At 36.2% G+C, this 18,935-nt stretch carries 16 protein-coding genes and 2 pseudogenes; 11 read left to right on the top strand and 7 right to left on the bottom strand.

Going from position 1 to position 18,935, the window contains the following annotated elements; genetic code table 11:
- Positions 1-860: 860 nt before the first annotated feature.
- The 8 genes from VB740_RS25315 (at position 861) to VB740_RS25350 (ending at position 11,007) form a co-directional block, all read left to right on the top strand.
- Positions 861-1,250, top strand: a complete 390-nt coding sequence (locus tag VB740_RS25315; protein WP_323202627.1) for a tetratricopeptide repeat protein — start codon at positions 861-863, stop codon at positions 1,248-1,250.
- 136 nt (positions 1,251-1,386) lie between these two features.
- Positions 1,387-2,349: a hypothetical protein gene (locus VB740_RS25320; protein WP_323202628.1), complete on the top strand. Its 963-nt coding sequence runs from the start codon at positions 1,387-1,389 to the stop codon at positions 2,347-2,349.
- A gap of 33 nt (positions 2,350-2,382) precedes the next feature.
- The gene (locus VB740_RS25325) at positions 2,383-3,126 is read left to right on the top strand and encodes a methyltransferase domain-containing protein (RefSeq protein ID WP_323202629.1); all 744 of its coding nucleotides are present in this window, start codon (positions 2,383-2,385) and stop codon (positions 3,124-3,126) included.
- Positions 3,126-4,541 carry an FAD/NAD(P)-binding protein gene (locus VB740_RS25330; protein WP_323202630.1) on the top strand — a complete coding sequence of 472 codons (1,416 nt, stop codon included), beginning with the start codon at positions 3,126-3,128 and terminating at the stop codon, positions 4,539-4,541. The genes VB740_RS25325 and VB740_RS25330 overlap by 1 nt, the downstream gene beginning before the upstream one ends.
- 3 nt (positions 4,542-4,544) lie before the next feature.
- Complete coding sequence (locus tag VB740_RS25335; RefSeq protein ID WP_323202631.1) at positions 4,545-5,282, top strand: class I SAM-dependent methyltransferase; 738 nt, start codon at positions 4,545-4,547, stop codon at positions 5,280-5,282.
- Between the two features lie 11 nt (positions 5,283-5,293).
- Positions 5,294-5,725: an FdtA/QdtA family cupin domain-containing protein gene (locus tag VB740_RS25340; protein ID WP_323202632.1), complete on the top strand. Its 432-nt coding sequence runs from the start codon at positions 5,294-5,296 to the stop codon at positions 5,723-5,725.
- On the top strand, positions 5,706-6,830 hold the full coding sequence (locus tag VB740_RS25345; RefSeq protein WP_323202633.1) for a DegT/DnrJ/EryC1/StrS family aminotransferase: 1,125 nt from the start codon (positions 5,706-5,708) through the stop codon (positions 6,828-6,830). Before VB740_RS25340 ends, VB740_RS25345 begins: the two co-directional genes overlap by 20 nt.
- Positions 6,817-11,007 carry a glycosyltransferase gene (locus tag VB740_RS25350; RefSeq protein WP_323202634.1) on the top strand — a complete coding sequence of 1,397 codons (4,191 nt, stop codon included), beginning with the start codon at positions 6,817-6,819 and terminating at the stop codon, positions 11,005-11,007. Before VB740_RS25345 ends, VB740_RS25350 begins: the two co-directional genes overlap by 14 nt.
- Positions 11,008-11,015: 8 nt before the next feature.
- Here the strand turns inward: VB740_RS25350 and VB740_RS25355 are convergent, their stop codons facing one another.
- The 5 genes and pseudogenes from VB740_RS25355 to VB740_RS25375 all read right to left on the bottom strand — a co-directional run bounded on the left by VB740_RS25355 (position 11,016) and on the right by VB740_RS25375 (position 15,797).
- Positions 11,016-11,351 carry a XisI protein gene (locus tag VB740_RS25355; protein ID WP_323202635.1) on the bottom strand — a complete coding sequence of 112 codons (336 nt, stop codon included), beginning with the start codon at positions 11,349-11,351 and terminating at the stop codon, positions 11,016-11,018.
- Positions 11,339-11,758 (bottom strand): annotated as a pseudogene (locus VB740_RS25360) (XisH family protein). The gene VB740_RS25355 and the pseudogene VB740_RS25360 overlap by 13 nt, the downstream one beginning before the upstream one ends.
- 331 nt (positions 11,759-12,089) lie before the next feature.
- The gene (locus VB740_RS25365) at positions 12,090-14,306 is read right to left on the bottom strand and encodes an O-linked N-acetylglucosamine transferase, SPINDLY family protein (RefSeq protein ID WP_323202636.1); all 2,217 of its coding nucleotides are present in this window, start codon (positions 14,304-14,306) and stop codon (positions 12,090-12,092) included.
- A gap of 182 nt (positions 14,307-14,488) precedes the next feature.
- Positions 14,489-15,043: a type IV pilin-like G/H family protein gene (locus VB740_RS25370; protein WP_323202637.1), complete on the bottom strand. Its 555-nt coding sequence runs from the start codon at positions 15,041-15,043 to the stop codon at positions 14,489-14,491.
- 187 nt (positions 15,044-15,230) lie between these two features.
- On the bottom strand, positions 15,231-15,797 hold the full coding sequence (locus VB740_RS25375) for a Uma2 family endonuclease (RefSeq protein ID WP_323202638.1): 567 nt from the start codon (positions 15,795-15,797) through the stop codon (positions 15,231-15,233).
- A 99-nt stretch (positions 15,798-15,896) separates the two neighbouring features.
- Here VB740_RS25375 and VB740_RS25380 point away from each other — a divergent pair.
- The 3 genes and pseudogenes from VB740_RS25380 to trxB form a co-directional block, all read left to right on the top strand.
- Positions 15,897-16,223 (top strand): annotated as a pseudogene (locus tag VB740_RS25380) (DUF2887 domain-containing protein); the annotation flags it as partial.
- A gap of 61 nt (positions 16,224-16,284) precedes the next feature.
- Complete coding sequence (locus tag VB740_RS25385; RefSeq protein WP_323202639.1) at positions 16,285-16,482, top strand: hypothetical protein; 198 nt, start codon at positions 16,285-16,287, stop codon at positions 16,480-16,482.
- 132 nt (positions 16,483-16,614) lie between these two features.
- Entirely contained in the window at positions 16,615-17,985 is a 1,371-nt protein-coding gene (trxB, locus tag VB740_RS25390; RefSeq protein ID WP_323202641.1) for a thioredoxin-disulfide reductase, read from the top strand.
- 90 nt (positions 17,986-18,075) lie between these two features.
- On the opposite strand, the gene VB740_RS25395 is transcribed toward trxB, so the two are convergent.
- On the bottom strand, positions 18,076-18,411 hold the full coding sequence (locus tag VB740_RS25395) for a XisI protein (RefSeq protein WP_323202640.1): 336 nt from the start codon (positions 18,409-18,411) through the stop codon (positions 18,076-18,078).
- Entirely contained in the window at positions 18,399-18,815 is a 417-nt protein-coding gene (locus VB740_RS25400) for a XisH family protein (RefSeq protein WP_190896924.1), read from the bottom strand. Before VB740_RS25400 ends, VB740_RS25395 begins: the two co-directional genes overlap by 13 nt.
- Positions 18,816-18,935 lie beyond the last annotated feature (120 nt).

The following is an 18,935-nucleotide window of genomic DNA, read 5'->3' on the forward strand; positions in this document are numbered from 1 at the left end:
CCCGCTTCTTAAGCTACAGTGTACACACAAGTCTGAAATAGCTGAAAAACCCAAGCCTTTACCCCACCCTAACCCTCCCCTTATAAAGGGGAGGGAACTGGATTTTCCCCCCTTTATAAGGGGGGATTAAGGGGGGTAACTCGACTTATGTGTACACCGTAGGCTTCTTAAGGGGGATTGGCGGGATCTCGACTCGATAGATAAACAAGCTAAACGAACCGTATTGAGAGATGTTTGTTTCCCCTTTTCCCTTTTAACCTTTAACTACTAGAGTGCAACAGTACCTTTTGTTAGAGATATATTGTAGACACTGAGCAAAATAATTAGTCGTTTGGAAAGTTGCGCTAAGAAGTCTGACTAAGGACGAGTGGGAAAATTTTATTTATTTTAATCACAAGAAACATGTGTGTTTGTTGAAGAACCTATAGGAAACGGGCGAGTTTGAAAGATTTTGATTGACAAGGAAAATTTGCAATTGAGTAGAAATATCTACTATTTTATTCATTTAAACGTTATTTAGAATATCGCAAACATCTGACATTAGGTAGATTCATCGCAAATCTTTATATAATCTTAATGTTGTGCCCACTGAATAAGACCTGGAGAGTTGGCTCTGTCTAGGTGCAGGAGAGGGTTTTGCTTGGAAGCATAGGAGCGATGCCTACGGCGATAAACTACGCATGGCAAAATTGTTGGTACAGCATGGGTTTACCATAAAGTTGCCTCGTCTTCAGAGTCAGGATTTGAAGTTTGTGTAAAAAATTTTTAGCGAAGATGTTAGTTTCTGTTGAGCAGATGGGTATCCTCAGAACGGGAGGCTTGCTGATACCTAAGTGTTTACCGCAGCAAGTATGTGAGGCATGGCTGGTTCTGATGAAGAATACCTAATTACCCGTAAAAAGCAGATTCAGCGGCGACAAAAGATTGTCACGATAGTATCGATGTTCTCGTTTTTTGGATCTACTGTATTTGCAGTCATTCCAGCAATTCAACAGGCTACTCAACCTAAGTCAGCAACTGCGTCTGCTTCTCCTGAGTCACTATTAAAGCAACAGGCGCGGGGTTACGAGTTGGTTTTACAACGGGAACCAGAAAACCAACTTGCTTTAGAGAAACTGTCTTTGGTGCGGTTGCAATTGAAGGATTCTAAAGGTGCGATGGAACTTTTGGAGAAGCTGGTGAAGTTGCACCCTGATAGGCAGGATTATAAAACTGTTTTGGCGCATGTGAAGAAGAAAATGGGGGAGTAAGAGCTTTCCTTATTCTCAAGCATTTATCGCCGCTAAAGGCTAGTAATTAAGAAGACAGGTTAATGCAACCTTAGAGTGTTGAGTATACATCAAAAACGGCTACAGCAAGTTATTCATATTTTAATCATACAAAATAATGAACAGACACTTTATTTTATCAATTGATGATAAATATGAAATTAAGGTAAATTACTTTATCGAGAGCGAAGCAAACCATATCTTCAATACTTCTGATTTTTTTAATATCCATCAAACTGAGCGGGCTTTCTATTTCCAATTATGTAAAAAAAATTCTGAGCTAGTATTGAGTACAATACATTTTACAGAAATTGCTCCTGACTTATTCAAAAGTCCAGCAAAAGGAACATTTGGAGGATTTGCAATTCAAGAAAATATTGATTTCAATATTTACGAGCAGTTTATTATAACTATTGATGATTATTTATGGTGTATAGATGCTAAGAAAATAGAGGTTCTCATGCAACCTATGTGTCATAATCCATCTTTATTTTCTCTTACCTATAATATTATGATGAGGCTGGGCTATGCAGTCACAAATCATGAGCTTAATTATGATTTAGTTGTGGATAATATATGCTTTTCAGAAAAAATTAATCATGGCAATAGAAAAAGGTTGAATAAATGTTTAAGAGAGGGCTTTACAGCTAAAGAACTTGATTATTCAGTTTACGATCAAGCTTATTCTGTTATTTTAGAAAATAGGATAAGGCGAGGATTCGTGTTTTCAATGAATTATGAACAAATTTTGCAAATGGTTAATATATTCCCCGAAAAAATAAAATTATTTGGTGTATTTAACCAAGATGTAATTGTATGTAGCAGTATATGTGTGGTAATTAGTCCTTTAATACTTTATGTTTATGCTTGGGGTGATATAGATAATATGCAAAATTATAGCCCAATAACACTTCTAGCTAATTATATATATGAATATGCTCAGAAAAAAGCTTTTCAACTCCTTGATCTCGGTACATCAACACTTTTAGGAGAACCAAATATAGGCTTAATGCAATTCAAAAAAAATTTAGGATGTCAAGAGTCTCTTAAATTATCTTTTTCAAAAATTATAAAAAAATAATTACAAATAATCAATAAAATTATAAAAAAAAATATGGAAAATCGAAATCTAAAAAAATACTACGAAGATTATCTTAGTCTTCCTTTTGAAGAGATCCAAATCTCTTATAGAAGAAAAAAAATACTGGAATACTTGGTGACATATAAAGCTCAAAAAATATGCGAAATTGGTTGCGGTTTAGATCCTTTATTTAACTATATAAGCAGCTTTGAAGCTATACACATTGTTGAACCAATATTTGAATTTTATGAAAATGCTTATGGGATGGCTAAAAGTAAAAGTAATATTACAGTACATTTAGGAAAATTAGAAGAGAACATTCCTTCTCTTTCCAAAGAAAATTTTGATTATATTGTCATGAGTAGTCTTTTACATGAAGTTGAAAATCCAGAAGATTTGTTAATATCACTGAATCAAATAAGTTCTGCTAATACTGTAATCCATATTAATGTTCCAAATGCAAAATCATTTCACCGCATATTAGCTTACGAAATGGGTTTAATAAATAATATTTTTGAAAAATCTGCTATCCAAAATAAAATGCAACAATTTAAAACTTTTGATTTGGAAAGTTTAAAATCTTTAGTAATTAGTCATGGCTTTTCCGTAATTGAATCTGGATCTTACTTTGTTAAGCCTTTTACTCATGAGCAAATGCAAAAAATGTATGCTCAGAATATTCTTACAAAAGAAATTTTGAATGGGTTGTATCTGATGGTTAAATATATGCCAGAAATGGGTTCTGAAATTTTTGTTAACGTTAAGGCAAATAAATAATGGAAAGACAAGCTACAATCATAGGAAATAATGTTTCTAGTCTAGTAGCTGCAATTGCCTTAGCAGATCAAGATTGGAAAGTAAAGATAATAAATCCGTTATCTAGTTGGGGCGGGCATTTTGGTGGTTTAACGTTTCACAATGAACGTTTTGATTGTGGCATGACGTTTTTTGAATTCGATTCGTTTCATCAGCATCAATCTGATGAGGTTTTGAATTATAATCCCAATTTACGAAATGATTCTGGAAGATTTACTTCTTTAATAAAAAATTATGTAAGTGATTTAATAATAACAAAAGTAGTTCCTCAACCTAAAATGTTTTTTAATGGGGAAACATTTGGTGATTTAATGATTTCTAATAACTTAAGTGTTTTTCAAAAGCTTAGTATTGGGACTAAAGAAGCTATTCAAAAAGAACTGTTAGAAATAACAATAAATCCTAACACTTCACTTCATGCTAAGAATAAACTTAAAAATAACTTATTTTTTACTAATAACTTTAACGCAATATCGCTGGCAAATCAGGGCACAACTTTTCACAATCTTTTTATTGAATCTTTTTGTAAAAAACTCATATATAAAAATACTAGGGATTTTTTAGGAATTTATCATAGAGGTGTATGGCTACCACTTTACTATCCTGAGACTATCTTATCTCAGTTTGAAATAGCACCACAAATTTTAAAACATACAGAATTTTATTATCCATACGAGGGATATGCAGGTACTTTTGTTAATGCTTTATTAATGAAAGCTAAGGATAATACTAGAATTAATATTGAAAATACAACTATAAAATCTCTCATTTTTAATGGTTGTTATCAATTACAGTTAGCTAACAATCATTTTGTTGAGACTAATAATCTTGTGTGGGGCTTAGACTTATTTCCACTAATCAAACTTATTCAAGAAAATCAGCAGCCATTAAATTATGATAAAGCATCTATAAGCATTTGTTTTATAGGAATTTTAAGTAATACGATAAATAGGGAATTTAGCACCTTATTTATTTTGGATAAAGAATTTATTTCTTATAGAGTAACTAATCAAAATATATGTTCACGAAGCAGTTCGCACCTCACTAAAATAGTAGTAGAGTTTAATACTGATTTTGCAACATCAATAGGAATTATAGATGAAGCACAAATCAAAACTAGAGTAGAATCTGAATTAATTAAATTACATATTATAGAATCAGATACTGATATTCAGTATTTTTATTGCAAGCACTGGAAACATTCGTTAATGATTCCTAGCCAAAATAGTTATGAGTGCTTCAATACCGAGAAATCTATGGTATTAAGAGACTTTCCAGATATTAAACTTATCGGAAATGGCTCTGGTTTTATGTCGTCATCTTTAAATGATCAAATAATCCAGGGCTTACAGGTTGCTAAACAATTGGAGAATTAAAAAATGGGAACATCAAAAGAAGAACTAAATAAAATTGCCTTAGATTACCACACGAATGAAAACATTCCAGACAAACACATAGAAGATTTGGGTCAGATATATACTATTGAATGGGTTAAAAAACATCTTCAAGGTAAAACCCAAATTCTCGAATTAGGGTATGGAGAAGGTATTTTTACGAATGCTTTAGTACATGATAATTATAAAGTGACCTTGGTTGAAGGATCTTCTGTTCTCATAGATAAGGCAAAAGAAAACTTTGGTCAAAAAGTTGATTATGTTCATTGCTTATTTGAAGACTACGTGCCAGTTAAAAAATTCGATGCAATTTTAGCACTGCACGTTTTAGAACATATTGATCAACCTAGAGTTTTATTAAAGCAAATGAAACAATGGATCAACAATGATGGCGTAATAATAGCTATTGTACCCAATAAAAATTCTATTCATAGGAAATTGGCTGTAATCATGGGTTTACAACCCGCATTAGATACTTTAAGCCAAAGAGACTTATTGGTGGGACATCAGAGAGTATATTCTTTAGAAACGCTTGAAGCAGATATAAAAGCTACTGATTATCATGTAATAGATACAACAGGTTTTTTTCTGAAAGTTCTACCAAATTCTATGATGCTTGAATATTCTCAAGATTTATTGAGGGCATTAAATGAAATATCAAATAGTATTCCCAAAGATTTATTAGCTAATATCGGCGTAGTAGCACAAATTAAAAATAAATAATTATCAACATCATGAATATATCCCGATGTAAGCTTATTGAGCTTCCCAAAATCCAGGACTCTCGCGGAAATTTAACTTTTGTTGAAAGTGATAAACATATCCCATTTGACATCAAACGAGTTTTCTATTTATATGATGTGCCAGGTGGTTCAAATCGTGCAGGTCATGCGCTGAATAAATGTCATCAGTTTTTGATAGCAATGTCCGGTAGCTTCGACGTTACCATTTATGACGGATTCCAAAAAAATAACTATCATTTGAATCGCTCTTATTATGGACTTTATATATCTCCTTTAACTTGGAGAGAAATTGATAATTTTTCTTCTGGAGCGGTATGTATGGCTTTAGCTTCAGAACTTTATGACGAGTCTGATTACTACCGTCATTATGAAGAATTCATTAAAGCAGTGAGGAACAAAGATAATGAAAGTTCCATTTCTTGATTTAAAAGCTCCTTATCTGGAACTAAAAGAAGAACTTGATGCAGCTTATCAGCGCGTCATGGAGTCTGGCTGGTATATTCTTGGTCAGGAAGTAGAAGCTTTTGAAGAAGAGTTTGCAGTTTACTGTGAAACTAAATATTGCGTTGGGGTAGGTAATGGATTAGAAAGCTTGCATTTAATTTTACGAGCTATGGAAATAGGTGCAGGCGATGAAGTAATTGTTCCAGCTAATACCTACATTGCTACTTGGTTAGCAGTTTCTTATTCAGGGGCACTACCAGTACCAGTTGAACCAGATATAAATACTTATAATATTGACCCTAGCAAAATAGAAGCAGCTATTACTTCCAAAACAAAGGCAATCATAGCAGTTCATCTTTATGGTCAGCCAGCAGATATGGATTGTATCAATGAAATTGCTAGTAAACATAATCTTAAGGTTATTGAAGATGCGGCTCAAGCACATGGCGCACGTTATAAAAATCGTCGAGTTGGTAGTTTAGGAGATGCAGCAGGGTTCAGTTTTTATCCTGGTAAAAATTTAGGAGCTTTTGGTGATGGGGGAGCAGTTACTACCAGCGATGCTAACTTAGCTGATAAAATTCGTCTCCTCCGTAACTATGGCTCTCGTGTTAAGTATGAGAATGAAGTCAAAGGATTTAATTCCCGATTGGATGAATTACAGGCTGCTTTTTTGAGAGTGAAGCTTACGAAATTAGATGAATGGAATGAACGACGCAAACAAATAGCCATATACTATCTACAATCATTGCAAGAAGTTGTAGATTTAAAATTACCCTACATACCAGAATGGGCTGATCCAGTATGGCATCTTTTTGTAGTCAGTTATCCTCAAAGAGATAAATTAAAACGCTACTTAAATAGCGCGGAAGTTAGTACTTTAGTTCACTATCCTATTGCGCCTCATTTATCAGATGCTTATGCAAAAGAGTTAGGAGGAAATGAGCAACTAAATAGTTATCCAATTACTCAAATGATATCTAGCCAAATACTTAGTCTGCCGATTAGTCCTCATCTGCATAAAACAGAAGTGCATAGAGTTGTTGAAATTTTACTAAAGGTATTCAAATATGACATTATCTAATCCTTTAATTAGCGTAACTATGGCTACCTATAACCATGAAAAATATATAGGTGAAGCCATAGAAAGCGTTCTCAATCAAACATATAAAAATTTTGAGTTAATCATTGTGAATGATGGTTCTAACGATAAAACGGATGAAATCATAAAAAATTTTAGAGATGAGCGTATAACTTATATTTATCAAGAGAATCAAGGAATAAGTAGTGCAATGAATCGAGCTATATTAGATTCTAGAGGAAAGTATGTCGCTTTTATGTCTGGAGATGATATTTGTGATCCTTATAGGCTCGAAACACAATATAACTATTTAGTTACATCTCAAAAGAAAGCTGTTTTTTCATGGGTAGACTTTATCGATGAGAATAGCCAGATGATAACTAATAGTCATTTTGCAGAAAACTTCTTTAATCATCCTACTAGAACAAGGAGCGAAATACTAAGACATTTCTTTTTTAATGGTAATTATATTAATGCTGTAACTGGTTTTATCTGTAGAGAATTAATTTTAGATGCTGGACTATTTAACTTAGCATCTATTCAGTTACAAGATTTTGAAATGTGGCTGAAACTAGTTAAAAAACATGACTTATTTATTTTAAATAATAAACTCATTAAGTATAGAATCCGAGCCGCGGATGCTAACCTAAGTAGCATCTCTAATCAAGCTCGTTCAAATTTTGAACTTTGTCAAATACATAGGAATATATTTAATGATGTTACTATTGAAACATTCAAAGAGGCATTTTGCAATCACATCAGGAAACCAGACTTTAGCACTGAAATTGAATATAATCTAGAAAAAGCTTTTATATATTTACTGCATGATTTACATTTTATCCAATGTATTGGAGCAGAAAAACTGTTTGAACTACTGCAAAATCAAGATATACTAGATATTGCCAAGCAAAAATATGATTTTGGGCTAACTGAATTATATCAATTAACTAAAGATTTAGATGCTACTAATTTTGTATTATTACATCAACTAAAAGATAAAATCTCAGCTAAAGAAGGTGAAATAGCTCACTTAAAATCTTTATTTAGGCAAAGTTTGCTCAAAGCTAAAGTAGACGAAAGCAAAGAAGATAAACAGCCTCAAGAAGAACGGCTTAACTTATCTGATGCTGTAACTTATAAAATAACATCGATTAAAAAGCCTCAACCTCTAGTTACTATTTGTATTCCTAGTTATAATGGTGAAGATTTTGTTGCGGAATCAATTGCCAGTGCTTTATGGCAGACCTATCCTAATATAGAAATAATTTTGTCTGATGATAATTCTATTGATAGAACAGTTGAGATTGCTAAATCATTAGAACAAAAATCATCTTTTGAATTCTTAATCCTTGAACATGCTCAGTATGGACTATCCCAAAATTGGAATTTTTGTATTTCTCAAGCTAAAGGAAAATATATAAAATTTTTATTTCAAGATGATTTACTAGAGCCAACTGCTATTGAAGAAATGGTTAATGTGGCTGAACAAGATGAAGAGATAGGTTTAGTTTTTTCGCCGCGAACACTCTTCACTAATACTGGACATACTGTTTATGATTCAAACTTTTTAATGCATCACGAAGCTAAGGATGTACACAAAGCTTGGTCAACATTAAAGCTGATTCAATCAGGACAGCAACTTTTGCTAGATCCAAATATACTTGACAATCCAATTAATAAAATTGGTGAACCAAGCACAGTTCTAATTAGAAAAGATGTTTTTGAAAAAGTAGGATTATTTAATTCTGAGTTTTGTCAACTTGTAGATTTGGAAATGTGGCTCAGAATTATGAGCCAATACAAAATTGGTTTTGTTAATAAGGTTTTATCTCATTTTAGGATACATCCACAACAACAAACTCGTCGAAATGTTGCTTTAAAGGATGCTATTTTATTAGATTATCAAAAGCTGTTTAAGACAATTTACAGTGATACACGATATCCTCAAGCAACGAGGCAACAAGCTCTTTATAGATACGCAACTTTGAGTGAACAAAATGCGGAATTGCATCAGTTGCGAAAAGAAATAGCAGAAGAATGTTTGAATATTTCCAATGAGCAGATAACAGATATGTATCTGGGTCTGTTAGGTAAAACGCATAAGATGTTAGTGAATAGTAGCATCAAATATGAAAATCTGACTGATGAAGAACAGATTTTTGTTAATGATATTGTTAAAACTATATCTCAAGGTTTTGATCAGCCAAAAGCGATACAATATTTACTAGCAGCTATGCTGTATCGTCGTGCTGACCAGTTACCGTTACAGCATGATCTCTCTCCCATACCCCGTTGGTTACTTAAGGACTATTTACAATTCCTATTTTCTTGCCCAGTCCACTTTCAAGAAGTGGGTGATGCAGATAATTACTATTACTATATGCAGGGGTGGATTGATTACTTACACACATCAATATTAAAAAATCCTGATTCTGATCTGTGGGATGAAATAATTAATAACTTTGCTCCCATTGCTAATTTTATTCCTTTATATTTTAATGAGGCTAATCTTAAAGATATCTATGTTAAACGTGGAGAAATTATAGAGTATTTACTAAAACTTAAGGGTTATGAGGTAGATTACGAGTTTGCTGATAGACCTATAAGTAGAAAAAAAATTCGCTTGGGTGTCCTAGCGGCACATTTTTTACCTGGCTCTGAAACATTTGCTTACCTTCCTGTTTATGAGTATATCAGTAGAGATTTTGAAGTAATTTTGTACTCTCTTAATCAAACCGATCATCCTCTAGAGCTATATTGCCGTAGTTGTGCAAACTCCTTTAAACTGCTCCCACAAGATTTAGTAGAACAAGTGAATATTATTCGTGCTGATGATCTCGATATATTATTCATTGCTACCAACGTGACAGCAGTCACTAATCAAATCTGTCTCTTATTAATGCATAGATTAGCTAGGATACAAGCTACTAGCGGTGGCTCGGTTGTGACAACTGGAATGCGGCATATAGATTACTACATTTCTGGTACTTTAACTGATCCTTCGCCAACCGCAGCACAGCACTATCGAGAAAAGTTAGTGAAACTGGAAGGAACTGCTCATTGCTTTAGTTATGGTACTGAACAAGAAAAGATAACTCTCAAAGTTGAACGAGAAACTTTAGGTATTACTGACGATGCAGTTATTTTTATTTCTGGTGCTAACTACTTCAAAATTATCCCTGAACTAATTGAGACATGGGCCAAAATTATTATTGGAGTACCTAATTCAGTTTTGGTGCTGTTGCCGTTTGGTCCAAATTGGTCAAATGCTTATCCTAAGAAGACTTTTGTGAATCACTTGAGCAAAGTGTTTTCAAAATATGGGATACCGATAGACCGTTTGATAGTCTTAGATCCTCAGCCAGTGCCAAACCGAGAAGAAGTTAAAGAATATTTCAAAATTGCCGATATCTATTTAGATTCCTATCCATTTGCGGGAACAACTTCTCTGGTAGAACCACTACAAGTTAATCTACCAGTAATTGCTAGGCAGGGAACTAGCTTTCGCTCTGCAATGGGGGCTGCAATGGTGCAAACATTAGATGTACCTGGTTTAGTTGCGGATAGTGAAGAGTCTTATATACAGTTAGCAGTTGCACTCGGAACTGATCCTGAATTACGCCAACAAAAGAGTGCCCAAATTAAAGAAAAAATGCAGGGTAATCCTAATTTTCTGGATAGCCGCTTTTACTCAGCTAAAATAGGCAGCCTCTTCCAAGAACTATTTAGTAAATATCTTGCAGATACCCTGAATCAAAATTTTCGCTTAGGAAATATTAACTTAATTACTTTCCCTGATTGGTCACAGCCAGAAGACTTACTATATCAAGATTTAGCAAGTGTCATTTCTACTCTTACTACTCATCCAGATAAAAGTAACATAACTCTCCTGATTGATACTCAAAGTATTTCTGAGGAGGAAGCCGATATGCTTTTATCGTCTTTGACCATGAATTTGCTCATGGAAGATGATGTAGATATAACTGAGGGGCCAGAAATTTCTTTGCTAGGTAAGTTAAGTAATGCACAATGGAAAACTCTTTTGCCTAGAATTAATACTCGAATTGCTTTAGCAACAGATAATCAATCTGCGATCGCACAAGTTAAAGCAGAAAATCTTTCATCCTGCAATGTAGATACCTTGATCACGTCCAAGTTAGAGATGACACCTGCTTTTTAATAAATGCTCTAACCCACTGCATATTCTGTAAACTTCCTCATGAAAGGAGACTGAAATCCTAACACAATATCTTCTTTAGGTACTCCCATGCTAACCAAAGTTTCTGCAATATCTTCTTCTGTACCATTCCACTGAAGCCAAACTTTTCCACCCTTAATATCAATGTGGAGGATACAACTATGTACCCAATCTTGACCCTCCCAGCCTACATGGACTACTTGGTAATGGTCACGTTCTATATCAAAAATATTCTCAATATCTATATTACTGCCAGAGGGTTTTTCCTCACTATACCCCTGTAATATCTGTTGTATAATCTGCCGATACTGGGCTAGTTTATCCATTTGAAAATCATCTCTTGCTCTACATCATAAATAATCATTTTGACTTGATTTTCTTCAATCATGGCTTGGGGAAAATCAAGCTGAAAAAATGTTTTGTAAGTTGTCAAAGGTACTGCTAAATACAAAACACGCTCTGGCTGCCGTCGCCTTAATGCGCCTCTATAGTTGATAAACTGTCCCAATGCTGTATGAAATTCTGAGATTGCAGAAGATTTCTCTAAAAAACTTTTGACTTCAACAGCAATTTTTTCTCCTTCCCGTTCTGCCGCAATGAGTTTTTCAGCAGCTAAATCAATAGAGACATTCACACCACCTACGCTAATTGAGAGCGGGTCATGAGTAATCTACCAACCATCCTTCTTCAAAGCTTTTTTAACAACTTCATGAAAGACATCTTTAGCAGATATAGCTATTCATAATCGTATTTATTATTTTTATATTACCTTTTTAGCTGCCATGCAGGATAGGCAAGTAGTTGATATAGCACTTATCGTTTTGATGCAATATAGTTTGACCTCTCTCCTTTTAGGCTACGGTGTACACACAAGTCTGAAGTAGTTTAAGAAGCTGGTTTTTACCCCACCCTAACCCTCCCCTTGTAAAGGGGAGGGAACTAGATTTCCGGCTTCCCCCCTTTCCAAGGGGGGATTGAGGGGGGTAATTTGAACGGTAGCCTTTTAGGAGAGAGGCTTTGAAATTTACTCCCCTTCCCTTGTAGGGAAGGGGCTGGGGTTAGGTCTATATTCTATCCAATTGAGAACCGCTATAGTTCTGCCACATCTGCTCGTAAGCCTTCTCCATTTCACGGGTAAACTGCTTACCGTTCCAAAGGGGTGCTGTTTGTCGAGATGCTTTCAATTTCAAAGCTACCTGCTGGCGTAAAGCCTCATCTTTCCCTAAGCGCACACCCCATTCGATATACTCTTCATCAGTCCAGGCGATACCTTCTGTAATTCCTGCATTCATCATCATGGTGTAGCTATTACGCGCTGCAAACTGTTCACCAACTCGCGTCACCAAAGGGATACCCATCCACAATGTTTCTAAAGTTGTTGTCGCTCCGTTGTAGGGAAATGTATCTAATACAATATCAGCAATGCCTAAATTAGCACGATGAACTGACTCTGAAAAAACTTGTGGTAAAAATCGTAACCGAGAACAATCTACACCTTCTTCTTCGGCAATTTGGTAAAAGAAACGTTTAATTGTTTCCTGTTCAGCAAGTCCCTTAATCAAAAAGTAGCTGTTAGGTACTTGTTTAATAATTTGCATTTGCCACCTTGTCGTTTCTGGATGGCGTTTATATCCTCTTTGGGCGCTGAGATATATAACGGCATCTATAGGGATATCCAAGTCATCGCGGCGGAGAGTCGGTACACCAACTTCAAAACCATCTACTGCTATGTAAGTTTGAGGTAATCGCCAGATTTTCTCTGTATAGTAATTTTGTGCATCATTTGGCAGTACATAGGGATCTGCGATAAAGTAGTCAATTGCAGGTATGCCTGATGCATCCCACCCCAGCCAAGTAACTTGAATTGGGGCTGGCTTGAGTGCCATCACTTCACTCGTAATATCTAAAGTGATACTATCAAGGTCAACTAAAATATCAATTTCATCTTGATATATCTGATCAGCAATTTCTAGACCATCCATGCCTAATTGACGAGCTTTTCCTGCCTGACTTAAATACCACTCTTGCAGATAGTCGTTTACTAATTTGTAGTTAACAAAATAAGTATGAATATCAAACTTATCTCGATCATGATGCTGAAATAACCAGCGAGCTAGCCAACCAACGGAATGATTCCTTAAAGCGTAAGATACATAACCAATTTTTAATTTTTTCGGATGATTCTTAATGACTTGGTGATTATAGGTTTTTCCTTGTGATTGGGCAAGAGCTTGAATATCATTATTAAAAATTTCAGCTACTTTATTATGAATAGCTCGAAATTCAGTAGGAGTATCTTTAATGTGAGGTATCGCAAAAGATGGCGTAAGTAAGCGTAATATTCTTCCTTCTTCTAAAGCAATTGGTTGGGCTTCAATAAAATGTTTATATACAGTTTCTAATTCTTGACAAGTTGTACATATCTCTTGCCAATATCCCCCTGCTGACATTAGACCCCTTAACAGCAGATGGAGTGCAAAAATTTTATCAGCCAAACCTTTTGATAGGAAATAACATAACCTAGCTGTCTCTATTCCTTGAAAATAATTACGAGCATCCTGATAAAAAACTGCTAAATGTCGTAAAATTTCTACATTTTCTGGCTCTAGCCGCAAATGCAATTCCAGAAGAGATGATGCTAGTACAGGCTGTAGTAAAGTATGGCCAATTTTCAGACCAGCTGTAAGTAGTATATCAAAGCATTGATATACATCAGGAAAGTAAGGTAAACAAGCTTCTGCTAAATTTAGATTTATTGGATGTAAAGGAACAGTACTTAAAATTTCCCGTAAAACTTGTATTAATAGTTCGGCATTGACATTTGTACTTTGCTGCTCATTTAAAACTTTAATTAATTCCGACTCACACAAATCCTCAATATCCTCAAATTTTTCGAGTCTGAGAGAAAGTAATAAAATATGGAGCAAATTATTGATATCACTAGGATTAATTTCGCGCATGTGCTGGCGAATTAACCAAGCTAAAGAATATTCTGCTAGTGTTTCGCGCCTTTCTGCTTCTCTTTGTAAAAATTGAAATAATTCATTTGTCCAAATTAGTAACTGTTCTTCATCTGCCTCTGTCATTGGCAGCATCCAAGTGATTTGAGCTTCTGCTTCTTGGTTTTGTAGTAGCAACAGTAATCCTAAATGCCAATAATAAAGGATAGTATTTGGTTCTATTGCTATTGCTTGCTCATATAATTTTGATGCCTGCACATAGTTGTTTTGAAGGAAGTATTGTTCAGCTTGATTTTGCCAATTATATGTATGAGTAATCATTGTGATTGTTGTGGAAATAGTGTGGACAATATGTGAATGACTCACATAATGGAAATAAAGTGGATAGAAGAATCTACCCACTTTGAAAATACCTAATTTAGTTCGATCAAACTACATAAAGAATTAATGCGATGAAGTTGATTAGACAAACTATATTCTCACGTAGTAAGTCATGTTTCTACTTATTTCAAAGAGGCAAAGCTGGTGGGGCAACTAGGTCCGTTTGCGGTATATGTAGCTGCTGCTACGTCTGCACCACTGTTAACTTTTGCTTTCTCAGCTTCACATAAAATAGCTATGGTAGTAGCTTCACTGGTAGCAGATTGCGTTGCTATACCCACGCCACCAACATAACTTTTGAGAGGTGCAAGATCAATCACTGTTTTTGCTTGGTTAGTGACAATACTGCTACTAGCACCACCACCCTCAATTTTGTATATGTAATTTGTGGTTTGTGTTGCAACACCAAGACCTAACTGACCAAACTCATCTGAATTGGCAAATTTGTTCTGTTCTAAGTAAAAAGCTTGCTGCGCGCGGTTCATCGAACCTACGTATGTTTTTGCTTCTGACTGCTTGGCTTTGTTAGCTTGGTTCAAGAAAGAAGGCAGAGCGATCGCAGACAAAATACCGATAATAATAATTACTACTAGTAATTCAATGAGAGTAAAACCTTCATTTTCGTTCTTTTTGTTGAGGATGTGTTGAAGGAATTTAGCTTTTAGTTCGGTTTTCATAAGTGTTTACCCTGGGGTAGTAGGTGGTTGTGTGTTCTAGATATAACTTACCCAACTGCGATCGCTTTCCTATCACCTTCAGAAAAAAAGTTTGGCGAAATGTGGTTACACAATCCAAAATCCTTGCATTCAAAAGCCCCTAGTGTATACCAGGGGCTAGATTCTCTATTTCGTTTGTGAGAGTGCTTTACTCAAACTCAGGTGGCCACAGTTCTGATACCGCCATTTCCCAACCTGGTAGCAAGTCCGGTAATGTAAGTGTGTCTCCACTTTGCAACACCATTGGAGTTTGGTTTATTCGATAAACCGTTACTGTCAATTTGTCAGGGTCAATCAGTATGCCGACTACAGACCCAAGTTGCAAAAATAACTCAATCTTCTCTTCAAGCGGTTTAATTCTGTCGCTTTTAGATTTAATCTCAACCATCAAGTCTGGAACTAACTCTACAAAGTCGCGCTTGGTCTTCTTCAGCCGATCAGCGCGAACAAATGACACATCAGGGGCACGCAAGTTTCTTTTTTCCGAGCCGCCATCTTCTATACTCGGTATGATAAAGCCAGCGCTAGAACCAGTTATACGTCCTAGTCTGCGCGACATGACCCAGTTATTCAAGAAGGTAATGAGACGAGCGCCAATTTCCTCTGACTCGTAATCTGATGGCCCCATAACTATGATTTTCCCCTCTACCAACTCCATCTGCCATTCTGGATGCTCGGTTTGTAGCTGCTCTAAGTCTCTAATCGCAAAGGACATAATACACTAAATAACGCTTTTATATCTATCATACGTACCTCAACCTACGAAAGCTAAAATGTATTGTGTTGAAAAATAAACGCCTAACTCTTTGTAGAATCACCTATAAAAGCTACTTCCTTAGCTCAACAGCTAATCACTCAGGCTAGAGAAAACTTAACGGATGAAAATCTTCAAAAGAAAGTGCTAGCATTTATCCAAGGCATTGTATTTTATAAGTTTCCCAATCTTTCTGTAGAGGAAATTGAAGCCATGCTTAATTTAGATGAATTCATTAATACCCGATTATACCAAAGCATCCTGGAAAAGACTAAATTGAAACTAGTCCCCAAATGTGTTGACAAAGGTATGAATATTCAAGAAATAGCTGATTTTTTAGAGTTAGACGCTGAAATCATCAAGAAATATCTGCAAGAACAGTCTTAGTGATTGAGAATATCAGGAGTTACGCTACTGGCACATCATAATATTAGGATCGATTGAAGCTATGCTAGATTTAGATGAATTCAAAAACAGTCAATTGTTCGAGAATATCGTGGCAAAGATAAAGGCGAAGACAGAACTACAAACAAAATTGAAGTTAACCCCAAAATGTGTTGATAAAGGTATGAGTGTTCAAGAAATGGCAGAATTCCTAGAAATAGATGTTGAAATTATCAGGAAATATCTGCGAGAAAACTTGTAGCAGTTAAGAGTATCTTTGACAAGTATTGAGCGCATAGTACTGTAGGCTTTTCCCATCGCTTCCCATCTGACCTAGCCAATCACAGTTTGTTATGCTATATTAAGCGTAGTCGTTATGAGTTCGTATATTTTCATGGCTAACACAACTGTAGAAAACTTGGTAATTATCGGTTCTGGCCCAGCAGGGTATACAGCCGCCATTTATGCCGGACGCGCCAACCTGAAACCCGTTGTATTTGAAGGTTTCCAAGCTGGGGGATTACCTGGTGGGCAACTAATGACAACGACGGAAGTTGAGAACTTTCCAGGGTTTCCCCAAGGGATTACCGGGCCGGAACTGATGGATCAGATGAAGGCGCAGGCGGAGCGCTGGGGGGCTGAACTATATACTGAAGATGTTATCTCAGTTGACTTGAGTCAGCGGCCATTTACAGTGCGATCGCAAGAGAGGGAAATAAAAACCAACAGCATCGTCATTGCTACGGGTGCAACAGCAAAGCGTTTAGGTTTACCCAGCGAACATGAATTTTGGAGTCGGGGTATCTCCGCTTGTGCAATTTGCGATGGTGCGACACCAATTTTTCACGGCGCAGAATTGGCTGTAATTGGTGCTGGCGACTCGGCGGCGGAAGAGTCTATTTACCTTACCAAGTACGGTTCTAAGGTCAATATGTTGGTACGCACCGATAAAATGCGGGCTTCTAAAGCCATGCAAGACCGTGTTTTGAGTAACCCGAAAATCCAAGTGCATTGGAACACAGAAGCCGTGGATATCTTCGGTAACGGTCACATGGAAGGCGTGAAAGTCCGCAATACTAAAACTGGTGAAGAGAGCGAACTGCACGCTAAGGGTTTGTTCTACGCGGTTGGTCACAGTCCCAATACCTCTCTATTTAAAGGGCAATTAGAACTGGATGAGGTGGGTTATGTTGTCACTAAGCCCGGTTCTGTAGAAACCAGTGTAGAAGGTGTTTTTGCTGCTGGCGACGTGCAAGATCATGAATTTCGGCAAGCAATTACGGCTGCGGGTACTGGCTGTATGGCGGCGATGTTAGCAGAACGTTGGTTGTCGTCCAGTGGCTTGATTCAAGAATTTCATCAACAGCCAGAAACAGCGGTTAACGAATTGGAACATCAGCCAGCCAAAAAGACTGAAGCCGAGGAAGAAGCTGGATTTAATTTGGATGCGACACGCCATGAGGGAGGTTATGCTTTACGGAAATTATTCCACGAAAGCGATCGCTTACTCCTTGTTAAATACGTCTCTCCTGGCTGCGGCCCTTGCCATACTCTGAAGCCAATTTTAAATAAAGTGGTGGATGAATTTGACAGTAAAATTCACTTTGTAGAAATTGACATCGACAAAGACCGAGATATTGCTCAAAATGCTGGTGTGACAGGAACACCAACGGTTCAATTGTTCAAAGATAAGGATCTGGTAAAGGAAGTCAAAGGTGTGAAGCAAAAGAGCGAATACCGCCAGTTGATTGAAAGTAATCTTTAGGGAATGGGGCATTGGGCATGGGGAATAGGGCATGGGAGTGAGGGAGTGAGGGAAATAACCAATGCCCCATGCCAATGCCCGCTTAATAAGTTAGGCAATAGCATATCCTGTGTATTGCCTAACATTTGGCGGGTGAAATCCCAAGACAATTTTCTCCTTGGGAATTCCTGCTGCTACTAATTCGTAGGTAACACCATCTTCTGTGTCATCCCGTTGCACCCAAATTTTGTCATCAATAATATCGAGATGAACTAAGCAACCATGAATTCGTTTAACACCATCCCAGCCTAAAGTTATCAGCAAATAACTGTCATTTTCGCTATCAAATACTGCTTTACATTCAATGGCTGCGTGTGAATAAGGGATTTGTGTGTAGGGTACTAATACCTCTTTGATGATCCGTCGATAATTATCTAAGGTATCCATTGGATAATCCTCTCAGCTTCTGGATTAAAAACAAGTAACTTTAGATTTTCAGTCTCTATTAAAAGTGTACCAATTGGTTCCTCAAACAAAGCTGTAAATACGCTGTCGCGCACTGCCAAATATAATGTTCTTTCTGGTTCGAGGCGATGGATAACAGCACGATACATAATAAATCCCCCAATAGCATCTTTGAGGTCTGCCATTTCAGAGGGACTGACAAAACTTTTAATTTCTACAGCTATTTTTTTACTTCCTTGTTCTGCGGCTAAGAGTTGCTTGGCTCCTAAATCTACATACATATCTTTTTGACCCCACTTTAAATGTAGGGGGTCATCTGTAATTATCCAGCCTTCTTTAACTAAAGCATTCTTAACAGCGTCATGATAAATATCTCTTGCAGGCATATCAAAATATATTAAAATTTAATATGGTTCAGTTAAGGGCTAATTGTACAAAATTGTGGGTTTTAGAGACGCGATAAATCGCCGTCTCTACAAGTGTTTTGGTCTTATCTGAACTGTATT

It is taken from the genome of Nostoc sp. UHCC 0251, from assembly GCF_034932245.1.
GTDB lineage: Bacteria > Cyanobacteriota > Cyanobacteriia > Cyanobacteriales > Nostocaceae > Nostoc.

Coding starts and splice junctions, on each gene's coding strand:
- VB740_RS25315 (WP_323202627.1), top strand. CDS start 861: ATGGCTGGTTCTGATGAAGAATACCTAATTACCCGTAAAAAGCAGATT.
- VB740_RS25320 (WP_323202628.1), top strand. CDS start 1,387: ATGAACAGACACTTTATTTTATCAATTGATGATAAATATGAAATTAAG.
- VB740_RS25325 (WP_323202629.1), top strand. CDS start 2,383: ATGGAAAATCGAAATCTAAAAAAATACTACGAAGATTATCTTAGTCTT.
- VB740_RS25330 (WP_323202630.1), top strand. CDS start 3,126: ATGGAAAGACAAGCTACAATCATAGGAAATAATGTTTCTAGTCTAGTA.
- VB740_RS25335 (WP_323202631.1), top strand. CDS start 4,545: ATGGGAACATCAAAAGAAGAACTAAATAAAATTGCCTTAGATTACCAC.
- VB740_RS25340 (WP_323202632.1), top strand. CDS start 5,294: ATGAATATATCCCGATGTAAGCTTATTGAGCTTCCCAAAATCCAGGAC.
- VB740_RS25345 (WP_323202633.1), top strand. CDS start 5,706: ATGAAAGTTCCATTTCTTGATTTAAAAGCTCCTTATCTGGAACTAAAA.
- VB740_RS25350 (WP_323202634.1), top strand. CDS start 6,817: ATGACATTATCTAATCCTTTAATTAGCGTAACTATGGCTACCTATAAC.
- VB740_RS25355 (WP_323202635.1), bottom strand. CDS start 11,351: ATGGATAAACTAGCCCAGTATCGGCAGATTATACAACAGATATTACAG.
- VB740_RS25365 (WP_323202636.1), bottom strand. CDS start 14,306: ATGATTACTCATACATATAATTGGCAAAATCAAGCTGAACAATACTTC.
- VB740_RS25370 (WP_323202637.1), bottom strand. CDS start 15,043: ATGAAAACCGAACTAAAAGCTAAATTCCTTCAACACATCCTCAACAAA.
- VB740_RS25375 (WP_323202638.1), bottom strand. CDS start 15,797: ATGTCCTTTGCGATTAGAGACTTAGAGCAGCTACAAACCGAGCATCCA.
- VB740_RS25385 (WP_323202639.1), top strand. CDS start 16,285: ATGCTAGATTTAGATGAATTCAAAAACAGTCAATTGTTCGAGAATATC.
- trxB (WP_323202641.1), top strand. CDS start 16,615: ATGGCTAACACAACTGTAGAAAACTTGGTAATTATCGGTTCTGGCCCA.
- VB740_RS25395 (WP_323202640.1), bottom strand. CDS start 18,411: ATGGATACCTTAGATAATTATCGACGGATCATCAAAGAGGTATTAGTA.
- VB740_RS25400 (WP_190896924.1), bottom strand. CDS start 18,815: ATGCCTGCAAGAGATATTTATCATGACGCTGTTAAGAATGCTTTAGTT.